The organism is Microbulbifer pacificus (genome assembly GCF_002959965.1).
In the GTDB taxonomy this organism is placed as follows: domain Bacteria; phylum Pseudomonadota; class Gammaproteobacteria; order Pseudomonadales; family Cellvibrionaceae; genus Microbulbifer; species Microbulbifer pacificus_A.
This window is the reverse complement of the sequence record NZ_PREV01000026.1, coordinates 1,923,880-1,944,983: the sequence shown is the minus strand read 5'-3', so window position 1 is coordinate 1,944,983 and position 21,104 is coordinate 1,923,880. Positions and strand designations below refer to the sequence as shown.

General features: G+C 48.2%; 27 protein-coding genes. 2 read left to right on the top strand and 25 right to left on the bottom strand.

What is annotated here, in order from left to right; all coding sequences use genetic code 11:
- Positions 1–239: 239 nt before the first annotated feature.
- The 13 genes from C3938_RS08735 to C3938_RS08680 all read right to left on the bottom strand — a co-directional run bounded on the left by C3938_RS08735 (position 240) and on the right by C3938_RS08680 (position 9,408).
- On the bottom strand, positions 240–674 hold the full coding sequence (locus C3938_RS08735) for a hypothetical protein (RefSeq protein ID WP_105102759.1): 435 nt from the start codon (positions 672–674) through the stop codon (positions 240–242).
- 162 nt (positions 675–836) lie between these two features.
- Positions 837–1,226 (bottom strand): hypothetical protein, encoded by a 390-nt coding sequence (locus C3938_RS17825; protein ID WP_158681616.1) that lies wholly within the window; start codon positions 1,224–1,226, stop codon positions 837–839.
- Positions 1,227–1,232: 6 nt separating this feature from the next.
- Positions 1,233–1,811, bottom strand: a complete 579-nt coding sequence (locus C3938_RS08730; RefSeq protein WP_105103301.1) for a dihydrofolate reductase family protein — start codon at positions 1,809–1,811, stop codon at positions 1,233–1,235.
- Positions 1,812–1,953: 142 nt separating this feature from the next.
- Entirely contained in the window at positions 1,954–2,400 is a 447-nt protein-coding gene (locus tag C3938_RS08725; RefSeq protein ID WP_105102758.1) for a hypothetical protein, read from the bottom strand.
- A 117-nt stretch (positions 2,401–2,517) separates the two neighbouring features.
- Complete coding sequence (locus C3938_RS08720) at positions 2,518–2,931, bottom strand: VOC family protein (protein ID WP_105102757.1); 414 nt, start codon at positions 2,929–2,931, stop codon at positions 2,518–2,520.
- Positions 2,932–3,833: 902 nt separating this feature from the next.
- Entirely contained in the window at positions 3,834–4,121 is a 288-nt protein-coding gene (locus C3938_RS08715; protein ID WP_158681615.1) for a hypothetical protein, read from the bottom strand.
- 161 nt (positions 4,122–4,282) lie between these two features.
- Complete coding sequence (locus tag C3938_RS08710; RefSeq protein WP_233998810.1) at positions 4,283–5,125, bottom strand: IS3 family transposase; 843 nt, start codon at positions 5,123–5,125, stop codon at positions 4,283–4,285.
- A complete protein-coding gene (locus C3938_RS08705; protein WP_233998727.1) occupies positions 5,122–5,451 on the bottom strand; it encodes a transposase in 330 nt (109 codons plus the stop codon). Before C3938_RS08705 ends, C3938_RS08710 begins: the two co-directional genes overlap by 4 nt.
- Positions 5,452–6,007: 556 nt before the next feature.
- Positions 6,008–6,484 carry a hypothetical protein gene (locus C3938_RS17820; RefSeq protein WP_158681614.1) on the bottom strand — a complete coding sequence of 159 codons (477 nt, stop codon included), beginning with the start codon at positions 6,482–6,484 and terminating at the stop codon, positions 6,008–6,010.
- A gap of 139 nt (positions 6,485–6,623) precedes the next feature.
- Entirely contained in the window at positions 6,624–7,451 is an 828-nt protein-coding gene (locus tag C3938_RS08695; protein WP_105102753.1) for a hypothetical protein, read from the bottom strand.
- Positions 7,452–7,574: 123 nt separating this feature from the next.
- Entirely contained in the window at positions 7,575–7,976 is a 402-nt protein-coding gene (locus tag C3938_RS08690) for a hypothetical protein (protein ID WP_105102752.1), read from the bottom strand.
- Between the two features lie 48 nt (positions 7,977–8,024).
- On the bottom strand, positions 8,025–8,645 hold the full coding sequence (locus C3938_RS08685; protein WP_105102751.1) for a LysE family translocator: 621 nt from the start codon (positions 8,643–8,645) through the stop codon (positions 8,025–8,027).
- Between the two features lie 127 nt (positions 8,646–8,772).
- The gene (locus C3938_RS08680; RefSeq protein WP_105102745.1) at positions 8,773–9,408 is read right to left on the bottom strand and encodes a LysE family translocator; all 636 of its coding nucleotides are present in this window, start codon (positions 9,406–9,408) and stop codon (positions 8,773–8,775) included.
- A 202-nt stretch (positions 9,409–9,610) separates the two neighbouring features.
- Here C3938_RS08680 and C3938_RS08675 point away from each other — a divergent pair, with 202 nt between their 5' ends.
- Complete coding sequence (locus C3938_RS08675) at positions 9,611–9,856, top strand: type II toxin-antitoxin system CcdA family antitoxin (RefSeq protein WP_043320922.1); 246 nt, start codon at positions 9,611–9,613, stop codon at positions 9,854–9,856.
- Positions 9,856–10,173, top strand: a complete 318-nt coding sequence (locus C3938_RS08670; protein WP_105102750.1) for a CcdB family protein — start codon at positions 9,856–9,858, stop codon at positions 10,171–10,173. The genes C3938_RS08675 and C3938_RS08670 overlap by 1 nt, the downstream gene beginning before the upstream one ends.
- 114 nt (positions 10,174–10,287) lie before the next feature.
- On the opposite strand, the gene C3938_RS08665 is transcribed toward C3938_RS08670, so the two are convergent.
- The 12 genes from C3938_RS08665 to hemW form a co-directional block, all read right to left on the bottom strand.
- On the bottom strand, positions 10,288–10,659 hold the full coding sequence (locus C3938_RS08665) for a thiol-disulfide oxidoreductase DCC family protein (protein ID WP_105102749.1): 372 nt from the start codon (positions 10,657–10,659) through the stop codon (positions 10,288–10,290).
- Between the two features lie 589 nt (positions 10,660–11,248).
- Positions 11,249–11,830: a DUF6680 family protein gene (locus tag C3938_RS08660; protein ID WP_105102748.1), complete on the bottom strand. Its 582-nt coding sequence runs from the start codon at positions 11,828–11,830 to the stop codon at positions 11,249–11,251.
- Positions 11,831–11,937: 107 nt separating this feature from the next.
- On the bottom strand, positions 11,938–12,336 hold the full coding sequence (locus C3938_RS08655) for a hypothetical protein (RefSeq protein ID WP_158681613.1): 399 nt from the start codon (positions 12,334–12,336) through the stop codon (positions 11,938–11,940).
- A 123-nt stretch (positions 12,337–12,459) separates the two neighbouring features.
- Complete coding sequence (locus C3938_RS08650; protein WP_105102746.1) at positions 12,460–12,669, bottom strand: hypothetical protein; 210 nt, start codon at positions 12,667–12,669, stop codon at positions 12,460–12,462.
- 339 nt (positions 12,670–13,008) lie between these two features.
- Positions 13,009–13,425 (bottom strand): hypothetical protein, encoded by a 417-nt coding sequence (locus C3938_RS17815; RefSeq protein ID WP_158681612.1) that lies wholly within the window; start codon positions 13,423–13,425, stop codon positions 13,009–13,011.
- Positions 13,426–13,573: 148 nt separating this feature from the next.
- Entirely contained in the window at positions 13,574–14,209 is a 636-nt protein-coding gene (locus tag C3938_RS08645) for a LysE family translocator (RefSeq protein WP_105102745.1), read from the bottom strand.
- Between the two features lie 130 nt (positions 14,210–14,339).
- On the bottom strand, positions 14,340–14,927 hold the full coding sequence (locus C3938_RS17810; protein ID WP_158681611.1) for a hypothetical protein: 588 nt from the start codon (positions 14,925–14,927) through the stop codon (positions 14,340–14,342).
- 497 nt (positions 14,928–15,424) lie between these two features.
- Positions 15,425–16,888: a 4-hydroxy-3-polyprenylbenzoate decarboxylase gene (gene ubiD / locus C3938_RS08635; RefSeq protein WP_105102743.1), complete on the bottom strand. Its 1,464-nt coding sequence runs from the start codon at positions 16,886–16,888 to the stop codon at positions 15,425–15,427.
- 187 nt (positions 16,889–17,075) lie between these two features.
- Complete coding sequence (locus tag C3938_RS08630) at positions 17,076–17,357, bottom strand: RNA recognition motif domain-containing protein (RefSeq protein ID WP_105102742.1); 282 nt, start codon at positions 17,355–17,357, stop codon at positions 17,076–17,078.
- Positions 17,358–17,654: 297 nt separating this feature from the next.
- Complete coding sequence (rho, locus tag C3938_RS08625) at positions 17,655–18,914, bottom strand: transcription termination factor Rho (protein ID WP_105102741.1); 1,260 nt, start codon at positions 18,912–18,914, stop codon at positions 17,655–17,657.
- 421 nt (positions 18,915–19,335) lie between these two features.
- A complete protein-coding gene (gene trxA / locus C3938_RS08620) occupies positions 19,336–19,662 on the bottom strand; it encodes a thioredoxin TrxA (RefSeq protein ID WP_043320505.1) in 327 nt (108 codons plus the stop codon).
- Positions 19,663–19,842: 180 nt separating this feature from the next.
- A complete protein-coding gene (hemW, locus tag C3938_RS08615) occupies positions 19,843–21,102 on the bottom strand; it encodes a radical SAM family heme chaperone HemW (RefSeq protein ID WP_233998725.1) in 1,260 nt (419 codons plus the stop codon).
- Positions 21,103–21,104 lie beyond the last annotated feature (2 nt).

Genomic DNA, 21,104 nt, shown 5'->3' with positions numbered 1-21,104 from the left:
GCATACAGTCTTCATACTGCGACGAGGGCAGCTTGGCGCACTCATTGCGATTCCCACTCTTTACCGCTTCGTAAACACCCCTGTTTGAACACCCTATTACAGATATCAACATAAAAAATAAGCAGATATATCTCATCATTCCCTCGCTTTTTAAAACGCTTAACACAGTAATCAGTCACTGATTTATTTTCGTATATTCGTGAAGGCGGGTTAGTTTCCGAGCAAGCTTCCAGGCTTTGTCAAGCGGTGCTGACACTGGAGCTCCGCCCGAAACAATAGAATGCCGCCGGTAGAATTAAAAATAGCACCAATACACTCCAAATTATTTGGAAATTTCCCGATGTGAGCACTGCAGAAGAAAGGCCTCGATTCATGAAGATAGCTACGATCAGCGAAGCAAGTACGACGGCAAATATTGATCGGACTTTCATGATTCTTGCCAGTATAAGTGCCGCTGGAATGGCGAGCACAAGATTAACCAGCATGTCATGGGCATATAAAATTATGTTAAACAACGCTTGGTTGTTCATGGCAAAATCCGAAGCTAAGTTCGCAAGTACGGGATTGATTTTGTTGTATTGCGACCAAAAAAGCGCCATTGCAAAGTATGCATAAAGAAACCAGCCGATAGCAGCTAGCGGTAGATCCCTATACCAAACTTTTAGCTCTCTCATAATTCGATTCCCACGCTTAACGCCGCGAGCAGCGGCAGGTTGCCTTGGGCGCTCTATGCGCAAAATTGGGAGCGAAGCGAACTGCGCATAAAGTGCACAAAGTAAGCGGTCCGGTGGAGGCCCGCTGGGCCGGAGCGAAATGCCTCGCCTTGTATGGTGGATTTAGTGAATTGCATTAACGGAGCAAAATACAGGAGTTACTCTCCCCAAATATCCGTAACCGACACTACAAATGTACTCACCTGATGACTTTCTCCCTGGGTACTTAACAAATTTTACGATGAATAACTTCGGTTCCACCTCTCGAAATTCTGAAAAATTAATTAACGCGGAACCATGTTTCCCACACATTTTTTGCCCGCCAAGTAACTTTATTTTTTCTGAAAGTTTTTCACTAAGAGGTGCGTGCTTGAATTTCACGCAGTACCCTCTTTTTACTTCATTTAGATTGGATGCAATATCAATCAACACACTTTCTTCATCTGCTAGTGAATACTCAGGTGATAATAGAAAGGTTAAAGAGAAACTGAAAATAAATATTAGCTTCAGCATCAGTACTCAATTAACGACGCGCTCATGCTCGCTACTTTTATTTACCTCATATCGTAGCTCGGCCATCCCTACCCCCATTTGCTGAACGGATATTAGACATAGAGTAGGGCTTAAAACACGACGCGGAAAAAGTGGCTTGCCTTTAGCAAGAGTGGCGGAACCAACTTGAACAATTAACTCGTCCAGCAAGCCCGCATCATAGAACTGGCCAGCCAAGTCACCGCCGCCGACGATCCAAATATTTTTATCTTTGGCTGCAACCTTCATTGCTTCGTGCGCTTGACGTACATCTCCACTTGAAAAATGAATATCTGCGCCATCAATCATTGGTAGATTGCGACTAGAGAACACCCAGGCAGGTTTGTTGTAAGGCCATGGAGAACCTGTCTCTTTAGCGACCTGGTCTGCATTACGTACCATCCATTCATAAGTTGATGACCCCATAGCCAAGGCTCCAACTTCGGATATGAACTCTGGATAGCTAGAGCTATTAATATCTCCAAGAGGAAAAAGCCAATCAAGAGAGTCTTCTTCAGTAGCGAGAAATCCATCAAGACTTGTGGCTGTGTAATATTGAGTTTTCACTATTTCCACCTATACAACTGTGTTCGCATAACGCCGCAATTAGGCGCGGCTCATTTTGTGTGCTTCTTCCACGATAATGGGAGCGCAGCGACCGTGAAAAAGTGCATAAAGTAAGGCGTCGGCTGCATTGGTTTTTTATGGCTCACACCACCCCGATACCTGAGTAAAAATAGGCAATTAATTTACCCTTTCTAAAAAGGCCATAGCCTTCCCTCAAAACCGTTGGCTCTTTGTCTGTAAACTCACGGACTATATCGCCTTCTTCCACGAGGCCCCAAAAGCACGAGAACTCGCGATTTTCCCCCGCACTCTGATCCAATATTCCAATTAATACAGGAATATACTCCTCATCGGGGCCACTGTACTTCCTATCCCAATTCGCTATGCGCTCGACTTCCTTTGCATGCTTGAGTAGTTTTTCTCGAAGGACTGCTTTTATATCTACTTCTTTCCCGAATTTGGCCTGCGAAATATCTCTATAGTAAACCGCATGTCTGGAATCTGCGATATTGCAACTAACTGGCTCAGCAGCTTGGGTCGTCAAGCTGATTAGAAGAGCAGCGATTGTTAAAAAACAGATTCCTATCATTGGCACTCTCCTAAGCCATAACGCCCCAACACAGGCAGCCGAAGCGCAGCGTAGGCTGTCCATTGCAATGCGCTTTTTGCATCGCACGATTTTGCTTGGCCTTGGCATGCATTTACTCTACCCAATCTCTGGATTAAATACGACCTCCCAAACATGACTGTCTGGGTCTTGAAAATAACCAGAATAGCCACCCCAAAATGTTTCATGTGGTGGCTTGATGATTGTAGCGCCTGCTGATTTAGCTTGTGCCATAACTGAACCTACTTCAGAAATGCTTGAAACATTATGGCCAATAGTCATATTTGTTGCGCTGGCTGGGAATAGTTTTAGCCCTGTGTCATGAGCGATACTTTTACGTGGCCACAATGCAAGGCGCAAACCAGGCTGAAGCTGTATGAACACAACAGCACCAAATTCAAACTCTTTACCAATGATACCTTCGGTTGGAAACCCTAAACCATCTCTATAAAATCTCAGAGACTTTTCAAGATCATCCACGCCTAAGGTAATTACGGTTATTTCGGGATTCACGATAGCTCCATTAATGCATAACGCGGCCGGCGGCGGCAACTTACCTTGGGCGCATTTTGCGCGAGAATGGGAGCGCAGCGACCCGCCCAAAATGTGCACAAGGTAAGCTGTCCCGCGGAGGGCCGAAGTCCCGTAGCATACTGCTCGGCCTTATTAGAAGCTCTACTTTTCTACCGCCACTATAATTGGGAACCCCCAAAATCCATCCCTCAGCTTTACAGTAACAATGTCGCCCACTGAGTACGAAGGGGTTTCTTTCGATGACAGAGAATATTTCACGCGCCCACGCTCACCCGATAATTTTACATATGAAAACTTACTGTGCCGCACGATTTTTGATCCGAACCCTACCACCTCATAAGACTCTGAATAAATATGAGTCTTTGGAAGTTTGCTATTCAACGTGGCGACAATTACAACTGAAGCGAAGATTGTAAAAAAACCAACGATTGGATGATTAGGGTGATCTAGGACAAAACTAAGTAACGCAGCTAAGGTAACACCTAGCAGCAAACTACCCACCGTCAACAGACCGTCATCTATGGTGTTTGTAAACACGACTCGCGTGAGTTGTATTAGCCCCAAAATTATAAGACCAAACAATAGCTTACGAACCACGCTGACCTTCTAACGCCCAGCGCAGGCGCAGCCAGCGCGGAGCGCCTTTTGTGTTAATGTTTTAGCGACAGCGAGTAACACAAAAGGTGCGTAGCGTTGGCTGTCGCTCTGCCGCTGTTTGTTAGAGCTTTTCGCAGCTCTGTTTTACTCTCATTCTCTCAAGGCGTGACTTGATCGCATCTAACTTATTTTCAGATTTAATCTCCGGAATTATCTCAATACTTTGGAGAAGATCTTTATATTGCTGGTTTTCCGAAAACAGTCCTTTCGAGGGATACTCATTTCTATATTTTTTTAATTTCTGAAAGAACTATTTTAAAGCTCTCTGCGCATTGATGATTTGGCTCAGAAAACAATGCACTTGCAACCTGAAACATGTACATATCAATTTCTGAGTCCAGCTCAACAAGCAGTTTCTCAGTATTTCCTTCGTTTATGGACCGAGAGAACTTCATACTTTTCTCAAGCTCTTTTTGAAGGTCTTGATAGTCTTCCAGCTTGAACTCAGTCTCCTCAACAGCCATAGACCCAGCCGGAAGAAGAAAAATTAAAAAAAGTAGTGTTCTTATCATGATATAGCTCTAACGCCCACGGCAGGGGCGGCTTACCTTATGCGCGATTTACGCGAAAATGAGAGCGAAGCGACCCGCGTAGAACGTGCATAAGGTAAGCCGTCCCGCGGAGGCCCGAAGGGCCGGAGGGGACTTAACCCGCTTTTGCACACACCTAGTTGTTAGCAACTGATTTTACGCTCGAATTCTTGAGGTGAAACATACCCAATAGACGAATGTGATCTCTGATTGTTGTAGTAGCGCATATATTCGGTCACTGTCGATCTTAACTGTTTATCAGAATCGAAGACCTGGCGCTTAATACGCTCTGTTTTAAATTGGTGAAAAAACGACTCCATGAATGCATTGTCATTCATGTTCTTCACCCGATTCATGCTCTGACTGATCCCATACCGACGTAGTCGCTCACGATATTGGCCTGACAGATACTCGCTACCACGGTCAGAGTGGAAGATCAGCTCCGGGTGATGCCCGCGGTTGCGTACCGCCCTATCTATGCTGGCCAGAGTCAGAGAAACATCTCTGCGAGCACTCAGCGACCAGGAGACCACTTTCCTACTGTAGCGATCCATGACTACCGATAGATACTGCCAGCTACCATCACTCAGCTTTATATAAGTAACATCACCCACCCAAAGCTGATTCGGACGCGTCAGTTCGATGCCCTCTATTTTGCACTTGATCCCGTAGACATGCTTGTACGTGCCCGGCCGAGCTGTATAGATCTTCGACTTTACGGCCAGAAGGCCGTGCTTTCGCATGATTCTAGCAACTCGCTTTTGACCGACATTTATACCTGTTTTCTTAAGCTCTTGGGTGATTTTCGGGCTGCCATAGCAGCCATCATGCCGATTGAAGATCGATCTAATAAGCTCGAAAAGCTCGCTGTCTTCCTGCTCACGGTCAGAAGTACCCCGCCGGCGCCAGGAGTTATATCCATCCCGGGTAACACCATAGAGCCTGCACATCATAGCGATACTGTGCTTTTCCCGGTGCTGATCTATGAATTCGAAGATTTCCCTTTTTGCTGTAAAGAGAATTGGATGGCTTTTTTTAAAAGGGCATGCTCTTCCTGGAGCAGGTTATGTGCTCGCTCCAGCTTTCTCAGCCGCTTCAGCTCCGATTTCACCTCAGGATCAATCTGTATGTTTTTCTTCTTGGCCATGATCTGCCCCCGTCGCATCTCCATACGCCAACGATAAAGCATCACTTCATGGATATCGAGCGCTTCAGCCACATGTTTGGCTAGCACACCAGGAATCTCGGTTAGCGAGACTGCTGTTGCTTTGAAATCATCGTCGTAGCGGTTGTAGTGCTTTCTGCGTGCCATTTGACACCTCCAACTCAGTTAGATGGAGGTGTGTGCAAAAGCGGGTTAGGTTCCGAGCATCACTGCCCGTGATTGTTATGCGTGACGCACCCAGCCAAAGCTAAGTACGTAGCGCGTACCAGAGACTACCTTTGAAACGGAATGCTCTGAAAGATCAGGTCGAAAATACTTAACCCTAGTACTTTCATAGATCGGTGATTTACACACAAATTCTCCACCAGATCTTGCATTCTTTACAACGACATTCAAACGGTAGTGACTACCCGTAGCAACTTTATCCGTATGGGGCGGAATTTCAGCACCCTCTTTGAATCGAAGAATGTAGAAATCAAAAGGAATTGGCCATTTAGACCCAAGCACGAAAAATTTCTCGTACCCGCTCTCTTGCCTACCTTTTTCCCATTTCCATAATTTCAATTTTTACTCTCGATCTAGAAGCAACTCAGACGCATAACGCCGCGCTCAGCCGCGGCTAATCTTGGGCGCTTTATGCGCGATAATGGGAGCGAAGCGACCGTGCATAAAGTTAGCCGTCGGTCTGCAGCGCTTTGTTATGCTAGTCCTTGATAAGGCCAATTGCAGAGTAGACGTACTCTGGTTTACCTTTAGACTTAATTTGTTGTTGTACCGCACTGTATGGAATTACCGCATAAACCTCATTATTGCGCAATAAGGCTACAAACCAACCTGAGCCTGTAATTTCCTTTGGTTTTCCGCAAGATGATTCTTCTCTTACATATTTCATATAGCGACCAGACTGATACCCCCAACCGTGGAGTAACTCTAGTATAGCCACGGCTACTTGATAACCATATTCTGACTCAGACACTGAGTCACTATGAAGCTTTACAACTGCTACGTCTTTCGCTGTACGAACAGACTCGTTCAATTCTTTTTGGTAATCAGGGTATACATACTGAAATTCACCATCTGGAGTTAATGGTGGGATTATGGCTGGACGTATCGGTTCACATGCAAGCGCTTGTCCACCGAAAAATAATACTGGAAGCAAATAACTTTTTAACTGATTCATAGCATAACGCCGCCAGCAGGGGCAGCTTACCTTGTGCGCGTTTTGCGCAAAAATGGGAGCGTAGCGACCTGCGCAAAACGTGCACAAGGTAAGCTGTCCCGCAGAGGGCCGAAGGCCCGGAGCATCCTGCCTGGCTTTGTTAAATGGGGGATACGCTGGATTTTATTCTAGCGATCTGAGCATCAACGTCACTTCCAATTTTTGAATACCACGACTGGACATCCTCATGGAAGCTGACGTATACATTATCTCCATTAGACTTTTTGACGTATTCAAGCTTCCCATTTTTATTAGGTATCTCTAGCTCAACTTTTGAAAGCTTGATCCCAGTCAAATCAAGCTCATGCCAATCAGCGCACGCATAAATAGCTGAACAATTTTCATCCATGAAACTGTCAGTATTCTCAATCTCACCTTGAAAATATGCCAATAAATTAGAACAAGCTTCCATATGATTGAGGCTTAGGCGCCTTAAACGCAGTCTGCCTTCGAAGTCACTTTCAATGAAGCTAGCATTATCAAATGATTCTTCTAGTGAGTTCCATAGATTTTTATAGGTATCTAGGTACCCTTGTATATGCTGAGCTTTACCTCTTGCATCATTACGTTTACCTATATCCTGGAGTTCACCTATCCTCACAAGGTCTTGATCGGAATATCGATAGCTCTCACCAATGAAATGCCGATACCACGAAGAAAGAGCAAGCTTCAATCTCTTTGCCTCCTCTAATTCGATATTAAGACGCATCTGTCTTTTCCAAGTTTCGGCGGATACTTCTGCGATACGTGCACTCTTAGAGGCACTACGTGCAGCCCAAGCTGTGGCGATGGCTGCTAAACCAGTAAAAACGAGACTAAGAAAAGCAAGAAATTCAGCATTATCTTTTTCGAAGTAAACTGCAGTAGTGGTCCCTACAAGGAAAATTACAGCTGCTAAAAAAGTAAAGAAAAGAATTTTCAGACGCATTAAGTACTCGTCATTTAACGCCGCAATCAGACGCGGCTTACTTTGTGTGCTTTTTGCACGAAAATGGGAGCGCAGCGACCGTGCAAAAGGCGCACAAAGTAAGACGTCGGCTGCATTGCTTTGTTAACCCTTTTTGCCTACCTCTGCCTGGAGCCTTCTAATTTGATCACTCCAATTTTTAGAATGGTCGTATCCGTACTGAAATAGTTCTTTAGAAGTGCTGTTACAGCCTGAATATTCTGGCTTTTCTGTAGCAGATTTTGCTCCTTTTTGGATTACGAACAGAATTGTAGGGTTACCTATCTCTCTACCTAGAGTTACTGTTATAAGTGCGACGCTTTCTTCGAATGAGCTCCGTTCTTCCTTGGATAGAAAGGTGCATTTCTCATTCAAAAACCAAGAACCAGCAACTTTTCCATACTCATCAAGTGCAGAGGCTATCATTGTGTCTCTTGACTGTATCTGCTGGGCCGACAAGGGCGTAGTAAACATTAATGCTACAGCGAGTAAAGTTATTATTCTCATGCTTTTTCCTTTACGGGGTTAGCCGTCGGCCTGCAGCGCCTTGTTAGGCTACTGGTGCTTGGAAACTAGCAGTAAGCCGCCAGCTCCAACTAAACAGCCACCAAACACTTTCCCCAGATTAAACGATAAACTCTTTGAAACTCTATACGATGCTTTGTGAGCGATGATTGAGCAAACACTCAAGCATGTAAATGATAAAGCCATAAAAGTCCCCAAAAATATTACAAATTGGAAAAATACGTTTTGGCCGGGATCGATAAATTGAGGAAAGAGCGCAGTTGTAAACGCAATGGCTTTAGGGTTTGAAAGCGAAACGGCGATACCTTGCAGATACAAGAAGCTGCCCCGTTTATTTGAATCAGCCTCTTCCACATTAATAGGCGAGACGCCGTTCCGCCAAATTTTAATTCCAAGGTATGTGAGGTAGAGCGCCCCTATAATTTTAACTGCCAGAAAAGCACCTGAAGAATATAGAATTAGTGCACTTAAGCCCGCAACAGATATGCTCGATAGGATTGCTAGGCCTGTAATGTTACCCAAGATTGTTTTTAGAGATTGAAGAACTCCGAATCTCAAACTATGCGTGGCGACCAGTAGCATCGCCGGTCCAGGCACGATAGTTGCTACGGATGCAATTGCAGTAAATGCCAGCCAAGCTTCAATGTTCATTAATTTCTCTAAATAGCCTAACGCCGCGCTCAGCCGCGGACAATTTTGGGCGCTTTATGCGCGATAATAGGAGCGCAGCGACCGCGCGTAAAGTGCACAAAGTTGGCCGTCGGCCTGCAGCACCTTGTTAGCTTTGGGCCGTTAGCACTAATCTTATTCCGAAGTACCCAAACATTGTTGCAGCCATACGATTGAGCCATTTCTTAACCTTGCCACTTGCGACCACACGCGCACCCACTGCAGCCGAAGACCATGCCAGAAAATGACACCATAACATGCCATTTACATTGAAAATTACACCTAGAATCAGGAAAGCCAGAGGATGGTTTTGACTTTCAGGAGAAATAAACTGTGGTATGAACGCTAGAAAGAATACCGCGACTTTTGGATTCAAAACATTAGTAAGAAAACCTTCTATGAAAATTTTCCTATAAGGCTCTTTTCTTACCTGAGGGCAATCAATTTGAGTCGCACTTTCCCGATCTAAAATCATACTTACTGCAATATAAATGAGGTACAGGCCACCTAGAATTTTAATGACAGTGAATGCAGTAGCTGATGTAGCTATAACAACCGACAGGCCAGCCATGGCTGCGAAAATATGTACAAATGTGCCGGCGCCTATACCAAGCGCGGCTGCCGAGCCGCCTTTAAAGCCCTGTGAGAGGCTTCTACCCGCAATTAGAAGAGAGTCCGGGCCAGGAAGAATGTTCAAAATTAAGCCAGATACAATAAAAAGGCCTATATTTTCAATTCCGTACATCAGATCGATGCCTCTTGAAAGCTAACGCCCAGCGCAGGCGCAGCCAGCGCGGAGCGCGTTTTGTGTTAATGTTTGAGCGCCAGCGAGTAACACAAAAGGTGCGTAGCGTTGGCTGTCGCTCTGCCGCTGATTGTTAAATGCATTTGCCACGCACGGACTATGCGCATAAACTATGCACATGACCCATGCGAGGATAGTGACCATGAAGTCAATTTATGACCATTCAGCGGCCAAGAAACCTACAAACCTTAGCCTAAACAAAGACTTACTCACTAAGGCAAAGCAGCTTAATATCAACCTTTCCGCAACGCTTGAGAAGGCATTGGCTGCCGAAGTCAGCAAGCGACAGGCTGAAGAATGGCTGAAAGCCAATCAAAAAGGCCTTGAAGCCTGCAATGAGTTCGTGGAAAAGAACGGCCTTTTCTCTGACGCATTTAGGGATTTCTAGTGAGCCAGTTTACCCTCTACGAAAACACAGATAAAACCACCAGAAAGGCCTATCCATATTTTTTGGATGTGCAAACTGACCTAATCTCTGTACTGAACTCCAGAATCGTGATTCCGGTAATTCCAGCTCAGAATCTGGAAAGAGAAGCGCCAGAACGTTTATGCCCAATTTTTCAAATTGACAGCAATGAGTACGCGCTACTTACTCACCAGCTAACCAGTGCACCGAAATCAATATTGAGACGCCCCGTCGAAAACCTAGAAACTTTTCGCGATGAAATTATAAACGCGATAGATTTTTTGATTACTGGCATTTAACGCCGCGCTCAGCCGCAGCTTACTTTGTGCGCATTTTGCGCGAAAATGGGAGCGACAGCGACCGCGCAAAAGGTGCGCAAAGTAAGCTGTCGGCCTGCAGCGCCTTGTTATACGTTACCAATGCTTTAATGCGCGGTTCCACGTGTATAGGCACCACGCAAACGCATTGTAGATAATGCCCAAAACTTGCCTTAGGATCGGAACCTTTGAAATTTTTGCCTTCCATTTGTCGGATGGCGAATTTTCCCAGATGAGAATGAAAGCCTCGAAACCAACCTTAAGATTTCCATTTTCATCAATTGCGTGTAACCGTTTCCTAACAAACTCTACGTCTGCACCGATATTTTTGGCTAATTCGTGATCAAGGTGCACATCTTGCCAATTTACATTGCAGCTAGCCGACTTCTTTTTCTGCGAGCTAATGCCCGCATCACATACTGGGCAAGCGGAGTTGTAAATTACTTTTATCGTTGGCTCTTTAGACATTTGTATTTACGTATAACGCCGCGCTCAGCCGCGGCTAACCTTGTGCGCTTTATGCGCGATAATGGGAGCGACAGCGACCAGCGCAGAAAGTGCACAAGGTTAGCCGTCGGCTGCAATGCCTTGTTAACGTGAACCTCGGTTTCGACTACCGAAGCACACAAAACTAGGAACTAAAATTGCCCTACTTTGCTGCCTTTATAAAGAGTGGTTTTCCCACTCATTTTTAAAAAGCTTATTCTTCCCTTAACTCCAGCAACAAAAATGGCCTTGATTCGTGAATCCGTGCCCGATGCGGCACGATCTTTACCTTTAGCGGACTCTCAGGCTGCACGAAATCAGCTACCGAAAAGTTATCGACCAGGTACTGACTTTCTTACCCTGAAGGCATCAGCTACCGGAAACTTTCATTTTTCTATAGGTTTAACCACTTTAATTTCTAGTGATTACCTACGTTAACGCCCACAGCAGGGGCGGCTTACCTTGTGCGCATTTTGCGCGAAAATGGGAGCGTAGCGACCCGCGCAAAAGGTGCACAAGGTAAGACGTCCCGCGGAGGCCCGAAGGGCCGGAGCTTTACTGCCTGTGATTGTTATGAGTGCTCAGAGCTCGGGCTTTCCGTAGCAGAAGACTCTTCAGAAAATTGCGTAATTGGAACCCCGCGACTGCCCGCCAGAACCTCCAAAAGCATTTTTCTTAGCCGGAGCTGATCTTGCTCTAAGTCGCCGTGAGCGATGGGCATATAGCAATCTCTTTTTATCTGAACCTCATCGAAGTCGTAACCTAATGTTTTTGACATTTCATACAATAGCTTCGCGAATAAGTTGAAACAGCCATCTACCCAAACTACGAACTGCTCAGGAGTATATTGTGTATTTAACTGATTGTTATAGTTTTTCCAGGCATTCGTTACCGCCTTTTCTTTCCTTGTTTGAATGCGAACCCCAAAAATTCTTCTCCCATAAAATTCGATATCTATCATGTTGAGTGCAGCCACATGATCTATAGATACCCTTGAGGCTCGTGTAGCCATCAAAGTTTGGAAAATTTTCAACCGGCGATTTTTCTTATCTCTAGCCGATTCAATAATTTTTTGAGACTGGACTGCAAGCACCGGGCCTAAAATAACTGCACCGATCATTACCAAGTCTTTAATTTCCATTCCTTCAATCATTGAATCTACCTCTAAATTGACGACTCATAACGCTCTAATAACCGGCAGCCGAAGCGTAGCGCAGGCTGTCCGGCGCGCGCATTTCGCGCGCGAAGTTCATTAGCTTGTTATGCGGTTTCTTGAACACCGCTAGGACCCACTCGTTTTCGGGCGAAGGCAAAGATAATTGACGCTATTAGCGAACCTGCTATACCTAATAAAAAGCCTATGCCACGCTCAAGCCAAACACTTGAAACTTCTTTTTCTGCTTGTAATTTTAATATGGCTTCGACTACCTCTCGGTCTGCTTGTACAACCGGCTCTAGTTTCTTCCTTTCATTTTCCAGGCTTTGTAAAGTAACTCTCGAAGACTCTAGTTGCTTTTGCTGCTGAGAAACGAAATCAGCCAAGTCTTTAACGCTGCTTTGTATGCTAGCCAACCTTTCTACCTGTTTTTCATAAGTAAGATTCTGTTCCCTTTTTAGATCCTTCTCGTGCCTCTCATAGAAAGAAATTAATGCGGCCACCAATGACATTACAATGGCAAACGAAAACTTGACCTTTTCTTGATCAGTGAATGCTAGAAACTTCCAAATTTTACTTATTACCGATATTTTTCACTTTCCAGTTTTTGACGCATAACACCGCCCTCAGGCGCGGACAACTTTGTGCGCTTTATGCGCGATAATGGGAGCGAAGCGACCGCGCATAAAGTGCACAAAGTTGGCCGTCGCCTGCAGTGCCTTGTTAACGTGAACCTCGGTTTTTACTGCCGAAGCGCACAAAGCCAAGAACCAACTTTGGCCTACTTCACTGCCTTTAAAAAGAGTGAGTTCTTCCACGTATTTTGAAAATCTCATTCTTTTCTTAACCCCAGCAACAAAGATGGCTTTGAATCGAGAATCTGTGCTCGATGCGGAACGAACTCTACCTCTAGCTGACTCTCAGGCTGCACAGAATCCGCTACCGGAAACTTAGCTACCTGGTTCTGACTTCCGGAGCCCAACAAAACCCGATACAGGATTCCTTCATTATTTCTTGCAGGTTAACCACTTTCACTTTTTGTGATTCCCTACGTTAACGCCGCGCTCAGCCGCGGACAATTTTGTGCGCTTTATGCGCAATAATGGGAGCGCAGCGACCGCGCATAAAACGCACAAAGTTGGCCGTCGGCCTGCAGCGCCTTGTTATGCATGGCGCTACTCTGTGCCTTCGCTGAACGTCGATAGCGCTTGGCGTACCTGGTTTTCTTTTAGATATACACCGCTCATTGGATCAAAAACCACACCATTGAAGTGAGTTGAGAATAATGAAGCAGTATAGAATGCAACGATGCTCTCCTCTTGACTGCTACCCCAGCGCAGCTGCAGAACCTTTGTATTTGAGGAGTTTAAACTCTCATTTTTTGGTAGATAATTTTCCAGACTTGAATAGCCAATACTGTAAGTTTCTACACCAGATTTACTTCCTCTCAAGGTTACTGGCAAGAACCCGCTATGCTTTTCGAGGTTAACGTTTTCTTCATAGACGACTCGTGGCTCCAGATTCTTCGCCACTTCATTTAGATCGTTTGTGCCCAACGGTACATCCAAAGCAAGAAAAATAAATAATTCCATCGACATTTTTTAAATTACTCGCTCATCTGTATAAATGCATAACGCCGCGCTCAGCCGCGGACAATTTTGGGCGCTTTATGCGCGATAATAGGAGCGCAGCGACCGCGCGTAAAGTGCACAAAGTTGGCCGTCGGCCTGCAGCACCTTGTTAGCTTTGGGCCGTTAGCACTAATCTTATTCCGAAGTACCCAAACATTGTTGCAGCCATACGATTGAGCCATTTCTTAACCTTGCCACTTGCGACCACACGCGCACCCACTGCAGCCGAAGACCATGCCAGAAAATGACACCATAACATGCCATTTACATTGAAAATTACACCTAGAATCAGGAAAGCCAGAGGATGGTTTTGACTTTCAGGAGAAATAAACTGTGGTATGAACGCTAGAAAGAATACCGCGACTTTTGGATTCAAAACATTAGTAAGAAAACCTTCTATGAAAATTTTCCTATAAGGCTCTTTTCTTACCTGAGGGCAATCAATTTGAGTCGCACTTTCCCGATCTAAAATCATACTTACTGCAATATAAATGAGGTACAGGCCACCTAGAATTTTAATGACAGTGAATGCAGTAGCTGATGTAGCTATAACAACCGACAGGCCAGCCATGGCTGCGAAAATATGTACAAATGTGCCGGCGCCTATACCAAGCGCGGCTGCCGAGCCGCCTTTAAAGCCCTGTGAGAGGCTTCTACCCGCAATTAGAAGAGAGTCCGGGCCAGGAAGAATGTTCAAAATTAAGCCAGATACAATAAAAAGGCCTATATTTTCAATTCCGTACATCAGATCGATGCCTCTTGAAAGCTAACGCCGCGCTCAGGGGCGGACAATGCTATGCACCTTTGTGCAACAATGGAAGCGTAGCGACCAGCACAAAGGTGCATAGCGTTGGCCGTCCCTCTGCAGCGCTTTGTTAACTGCTGCCTTGGGATTCACTCCGGAGCTTAATTAGATGGTCACCAACTGGAAGGTAGCATGGCTTCGAGTCAGCGTAGTACGGGCTAACTACGATATTAGTTATTTCCCCGTTTTCTCTATCAAGTTTGATTTTCGGATTCCTAGAAAACCAACCAATAGATTGGGATACTGACTGCCTTACTTTTTCACAGTAGCCACTTTCCCGAGAAACGTAGACCCTAGAGATAAAGTTCCCCATTGAATCAAAAAGCGCGAAATTGTAGCCATGAGGCATTGAGCCGGCTTGAAGATCTGATAGACCAGCAAAGTATGCTCCCCCCTCTACCGGAACTATTTTCGTGAACGGTGTTGTTTTCGCATTGAAAATAACTTTACCGTCATCTTTTCTAATTATACGTAAATCTGAATTTTCAACCGTCCACGCACGAGTAACATGGGAGTGCAAAACATAAACATCATCATTCTCCGACCATATATGAAGATTGCTTCCGCGTGGCTGATCTGCTTGAGAAAAGACAGAAATCAACATACCTAAAATTGAAATGATAAATTTTCTATTCATGACAGTTAACAGTTTATTCATAAGCTCCAGATCTAGGCAAACTGCCTAAATCTGGATTTCTTCTTCCATATCTGGCAATAATGCCTAGATATGGACTTTGGGCGCTAGTCCCAGGTTGGGATATCGGTGCAACTGGTAACTAGACCCTCAACAATCCTGTGGTCGAGATTTGCGCTTTGGGCGAGAGAGCGTTGAACAACCCAGACCTTTGCTACGCGGCTCCACCTTCCGCCGATTCGTTTTACCTCACCTCTAAGCGTCAGTTCCTTTTGACCTATTTTCAACGCTACCCACTTTGAATTCCCTCTTTCCCTGTCTTGTCGCTGGTACGCATCCCTCTGAGCAACGATGATTTCCACAGTGGTGTATACAGTCCGCTTACACGGGGAACGTCGATAGCGCACCGCGCAAAGCTGCTCGCCATATTTCTGGACATAGCGTTTGCTGCCATCCTGTCCCGGTTTGTATGTTTTTATAATTTCCATTCACCCTCCGTGGTGTATTCACTTCCGTTTTTATCAGAGTCCCAAATCGGACCATATCTCATCAACTCGCTGAGTGACCTCTCGATCTTTGACAATAGGCCTTCCCCACTCTCTGGTTGTTTCACCTTCCCATTTGTTCGTTGCATCAAACCCGATCTTCGATCCGAGCCCGGACACCGGAGAGGCGAAATCGAGATAATCAATCGGTGTATTTTCCACCATGACGGTATCGCGTGCCGGATCCATACGCGTGGTCATGGCCCAGATCACGTCTTTCCAGTCTCTGGCGTTGACGTCATCATCAGTAACAATGACAAACTTTGTATACATAAACTGTCGCAGGAATGACCAAACGCCCATCATTACGCGCTTTGCGTGTCCGGGGTACTGCTTTTTCATGGTGACTACCGCGAGACGGTATGAACAACCCTCGGGAGGCAAGTAGAAGTCAACGATCTCTGGAAATTGCTTACGCAATATCGGCACGAAGACTTCGTTCAGCGCTTCACCCAATACCGCCGGCTCGTCTGGTGGACGACCGGTATAGGTGCTGTGGTAGATGGGGTCTTTCCGGTGGGTAATTTTTTCTACAGTGAATACCGGGAAGCGATCCACTTCGTTGTAGTACCCGGTGTGATCACCGTAGGGGCCTTCATCGGCCATATCTTCCGGGTAGATAAACCCTTCCAGTACAAATTCCGCGCTTGCGGGTACCTGCAGGTCACTGAGTTTTGCATCCGCGACTTCGGTTTTACCGCCACGGAGCAGCCCCGCGAACGCATATTCGGAGAGAGTGTCTGGTACCGGTGTAACGGCGCCGAGGATGGTTGCTGGATCAGCGCCAAGCGCTACCGCGACAGGGAATGGTTCGCCGGGGAATTTCTGCTGCCAATCACGGAAGTCCAGCGCTCCCCCACGATGGGACAGCCAGCGCATGATCAGACGGTTTTTTCCAATCAATTGCATGCGATAGATTCCAAGGTTCTGGCGCTTTTTTTCCGGCCCGCGGGTGATAACCAGCGGCCAGGTGACCAGGGGAGCGGCGTCACCGGGCCAGCAGGTCTGAATTGGCAGCTGAGCCAGGTCGACGTCCTCCCCATTTATCACTATCGCCTGACACTCGGCCTTGCTGACAAGCTTCGGGCCCATGTTCATAACCTGTTTGAAGACGGGTAACTTCTCCCACGCATCTTTCAAACCCTCGGGAGGTTGGGGTTCCTTCAAAAATGCCAATAATTCACCCACTTCCCTGAGTTCACTGACGGATTCGCGCCCCATCCCAAGCGCAACGCGTTCGGGGGTGCCAAACAGATTGGCGAGCACCGGCGTGTCGTATCCAGTCGGGTTTTCAAACAACAATGCCGGCCCCCCTGCGCGCAGAACGCGGTCGGCAATTTCTGTCATTTCGAGATAGGGGCTAACAGGGTGCTTGATGCGTTTCAACAGGCCGCGCTTTTCCAGCAGGCGAATAAAGTCACGCAGATCTTTGTATTTCATGTTTTACCGGTCGACCAGAAAATTCAGCGGCCAGTGTAAAACAGTCAGAACAAAATGGGGAAAATGGGAAGGTAAGAAGCAAAAGAAGCCGTTCGCCGCACTTCAGAATATGGCGAAAAGAAAGAGGGAAGGAGAATGGAACAACCCGCAGCACTGGCTGCGGGTTGCCGGGCATCTAAGCGATAACTTAGAAGCGGGGACGACGCGGGCGGTCGCCGCCACGGTCTTCGCGCGGCTTGGCTTCGTTAACACGAATGTTACGGCCAGACAGCGGCTTGTCATTCATTTCTTCGATAGCCTTACGCGCTTCGTCGTCGTTCGGCATTTCTACGAAACCAAAACCTTTAGAACGGCCAGTTTCCCGGTCAGTGATTACAGTAGCCCGGGAGATTTCACCGAACGCACCGAACGCTTGGTGCAGATCGTCAGAGGTTACGCCGTAGGCCAGATTTCCGATATAGATATTCACAAAAAAGTCTCACATGAGTAAGTGGGCTGTCGAGCATTCACAATTGGATAACCAGCTCCACCACGTTATCCATTTGAGATTGGCCTGAATACAGCCGACTTCCCAGCCGCCTGTGACCAATTCGGTTGGCGTAAACATTGGTCATTTACACCGCAATGCTGGCCTTTATATGCCTAACGCCCCGCTATTTCAACAGGAATCGGCGTAATTTCCCGCCTCATTCGTCGCATTGCAAAATTTATCCAAACGATACAAAAAAGGCTGACGCAAACCGTCAGCCTTGATTCTATATAGAATTTATTTCCGCTTCATGGACAGGAAGAACTCATCGTTGGTCTTGAAGTCCTTCAGCTTGTCGATCAGGAATTCGGTGGCGGCGAGGTCTTCCATATCGTGCAGTAGCTTGCGCAGGATCCAGACGCGCTGCATTTCGCCTTCCGGCATCAGCAGCTCTTCCCGGCGGGTACCTGAGCGGCGGACATTGATCGCCGGGTAGACGCGTTTCTCGGCGATCTTGCGATCCAACTGCAGCTCCATGTTACCGGTACCCTTGAATTCCTCGAAGATGACCTCGTCCATCTTGGAACCGGTATCCACCAGTGCAGTAGCAATGATGGATAGGCTGCCGCCCTCCTCGATATTCCGCGCCGCACCAAAAAAGCGCTTCGGACGCTCAAGGGCGTGGGCGTCAACACCGCCGGTCAGCACCTTGCCGGAGCTCGGTACTGTGGTGTTATAGGCCCGCGCCAGGCGGGTAATGGAATCCAACAGGATCACCACGTCTTTCTTGTGCTCCACCAGGCGCTTGGCCTTCTCGATCACCATTTCTGCAACCTGTACGTGACGGGCAGGCGGCTCGTCAAAGGTGGACGCAACCACTTCGCCGCGCACGGAACGCTGCATTTCCGTTACCTCTTCCGGCCGTTCGTCAATCAGCAGAACGATCAGGTGGCACTCCGGGTTGTTGCGGGTGATGGCCTGCGCCATGTTCTGCAACATGATGGTTTTACCGGCTTTAGGCGGCGCCACAATCAGACCGCGCTGGCCTTTACCGATGGGGGCGATCAGGTCGATGATGCGGCCGATAAGGTCTTCGGAGGAGCCGTTTCCGCACTCGAGAGTGAGTCGGTCATTGGGAAACAGCGGGGTGAGGTTTTCGAAAAGAATCTTGTTGCGGGCGTTTTCGGGCTTGTCGAAATTGATATCGCTGACTTTCAGCAGGGCAAAATAACGCTCACCTTCTTTGGGGGGGCGGATCTTGCCGGAAATGGAGTCGCCGGTGCGGAGGTTGAAGCGGCGAATCTGGCTGGGGGAGACATAGATATCATCGGGACCGGCAAGATAGGAAGAGTCGGCCGATCGCAGGAAACCAAACCCGTCCTGAAGAATCTCCAATACCCCCTCACCGTAGATGTCTTCGCCGCTTTTGGCGTGACGCTTGAGGATATTGAAAATAATGTCCTGCTTGCGCGAGCGGGCGAGGTTTTCGAGCCCCATGCCCTTGGCAATTTCAATCAGTTCTTCAATAGGTTTTGTTTTTAATTCAGAAAGGTTCATACCAATTGCTTTATTAAGGTTTCTGCTATCCGTTGGCGCGGACGCGCCGGATGTTTCTGCGGGGGGAGTTGAAAGTTCGATGTTGATAATGCCCGTAAAGATCTGCCGAAAGACTGGCTGACCGCACGCAACTCATCACTTGTCGGAAAACGGATTACCGCTCACATTGGCACGCTTGATTTGGCAAAGGCGCCAGAGAGGAGGGTCTTCGACTTGAGGAATTTGCGCCGGAGAGGCTGGATCGACAGCGGGGTTGGCGACTCGGCTCAGATATGGACTGAACTGTTAACTTGATTACTAGGCAGTATAACGGCAGTTCGGCATCCTGCAAGGCCTATTTGATCCACCGATCGACGCTACCTGACCTCCGGTCGCCGCCGGGACGACACGGGGCGCGCTGGGCGCCCCGCAATCTGAGGGATCAGATCTGGCTGTCGATGAATTCGGTCAGCTGCGCGCGGGACAACGCGCCCACCTTGGTGCCTTCCACATTGCCACCTTTGAATAGCAGCAGGGTGGGAATACCGCGCACATTGTATTTGGCCGCGGCTTCCTTGTTGGCATCCACGTCCACTTTGACGATCTTCAGCTTCTCGCCGTAGTGACCGGCCAGATCTTCCAGAACCGGCGCGATCATCTTGCAGGGGCCGCACCACTGGGCCCAGAAGTCCACCAGTACCGGGCCTTCGGCCTTGAGTACTTCGGCTTCAAATTCTGCATCGGTAACGTTGACGATATTCGCGCTCATAGTGGTTTCCTGTGGTTCTGTTTCTTCGGGCCCAGGGGCCACGCGGGCAAACATGATAAGTAGCGTCCGCGACCCTCGCAAGGCAAATGCTCTCGCCACCATTGGCGTTTCGCCGCAACAGTTGGCATGTGGCCCTATTTGAGGGCCAAAATACAATTTTCAAGGCGACAGCCTGATCGGTCAGTCTGAGCGCAGGAATCGCTGCAATATTTCGTCCACATAGTCATAGCCGAATGCGGTGGTGGTAATCCGCGGCGCGAGTGGAGCCACCAGTTCCATCGCCTGCAGGCGCTGCCACTCCTTTGCCAGCACCGAGGTTGGCAGCCCGGTATAGGCGCTGAAGGTCTCTGCGGGCACCCCGCCGACGAGCCGCAGTGCATTCATCAGAAACTCCAGCGGCCGCTCCTCGGGGGGCACGTCCGTCGTTTTGGGGAGCGGGAAATCGAGCCCGCCCTCGCCGATCGCGCAACCGAGGCCTAGATAGTCCCGCGGGGCGCGGGTGCGCTGGGTGCGGATCACTCGGCCACTTTCCGGCAGGGTGTACTTGCCGTGGGCGCCGGCGCCGACGCCGATATAGTCAGCAAACGACCAGTAATTCTGGTTGTGTAGCGAGGCGAACCCCGTGCGACAGTAGGCGGAGACCTCGTAGCGACCATACCCCTGCTCCGCCAGATAGGTCCTGCCAACCTGCTGAATGGCCGCGATTTCCTCGGAACCCGGCGTGACCGGCGGCGCCGAGTAGAAGGCGGTATTGGGTTCGATGGTGAGCTGGTACCAGGAGATATGTTCGACCTCGAGATCCACCGCGCGCTGAAGGTCGCGCAGCGCATCCGTTTCTGACTGCCCCGGCAGGCCGTGCATCAGATCAATATTGATATTGTCGAAGCCGGCGCTGCGGGCCTGGGTGGCCGCGGTCTCCGCCTCGGGGCCGGTGTGGATACGCCCCAGGTTCTGCAGTTGCAGAGGGTCAAAACTCTGCACACCGATGGAGAGGCGGTTGACCCCGGCACTGCGGTAACCGGCAAATTTGGCCTGCTCGAAGGTACCGGGATTGGCCTCCAGGGTGATCTCGATCCCGTCCTTGAACCCCACCAGGGATTCCGCCAGATCCAGAATCCGCCCGATAGCCGCCGGTGAAAACAGGCTTGGGGTACCGCCGCCGAAGAAGATGGACCCCAGTTTTCGCCCCTGCACCCAGGGCAGCTGGCTGCGCAGGTCCCGCTCCAGCTGATCCACATAGTCCACTTCGGGCAGCTGACCGCTCGACTCGGCACCCGCGGTATGGCGAGTGGCCACTTGAGCATCTGCAACAACCTGTTGAACGCCGGCGGCGTGCACATGCGAGTTGAAGTCACAATAGGGGCATTTGCGCACACACCAGGGAATGTGCACATAGAGGCTGAGGGGCGGCAGTCGCAGAGGCAACAGGTCGATGGACACGG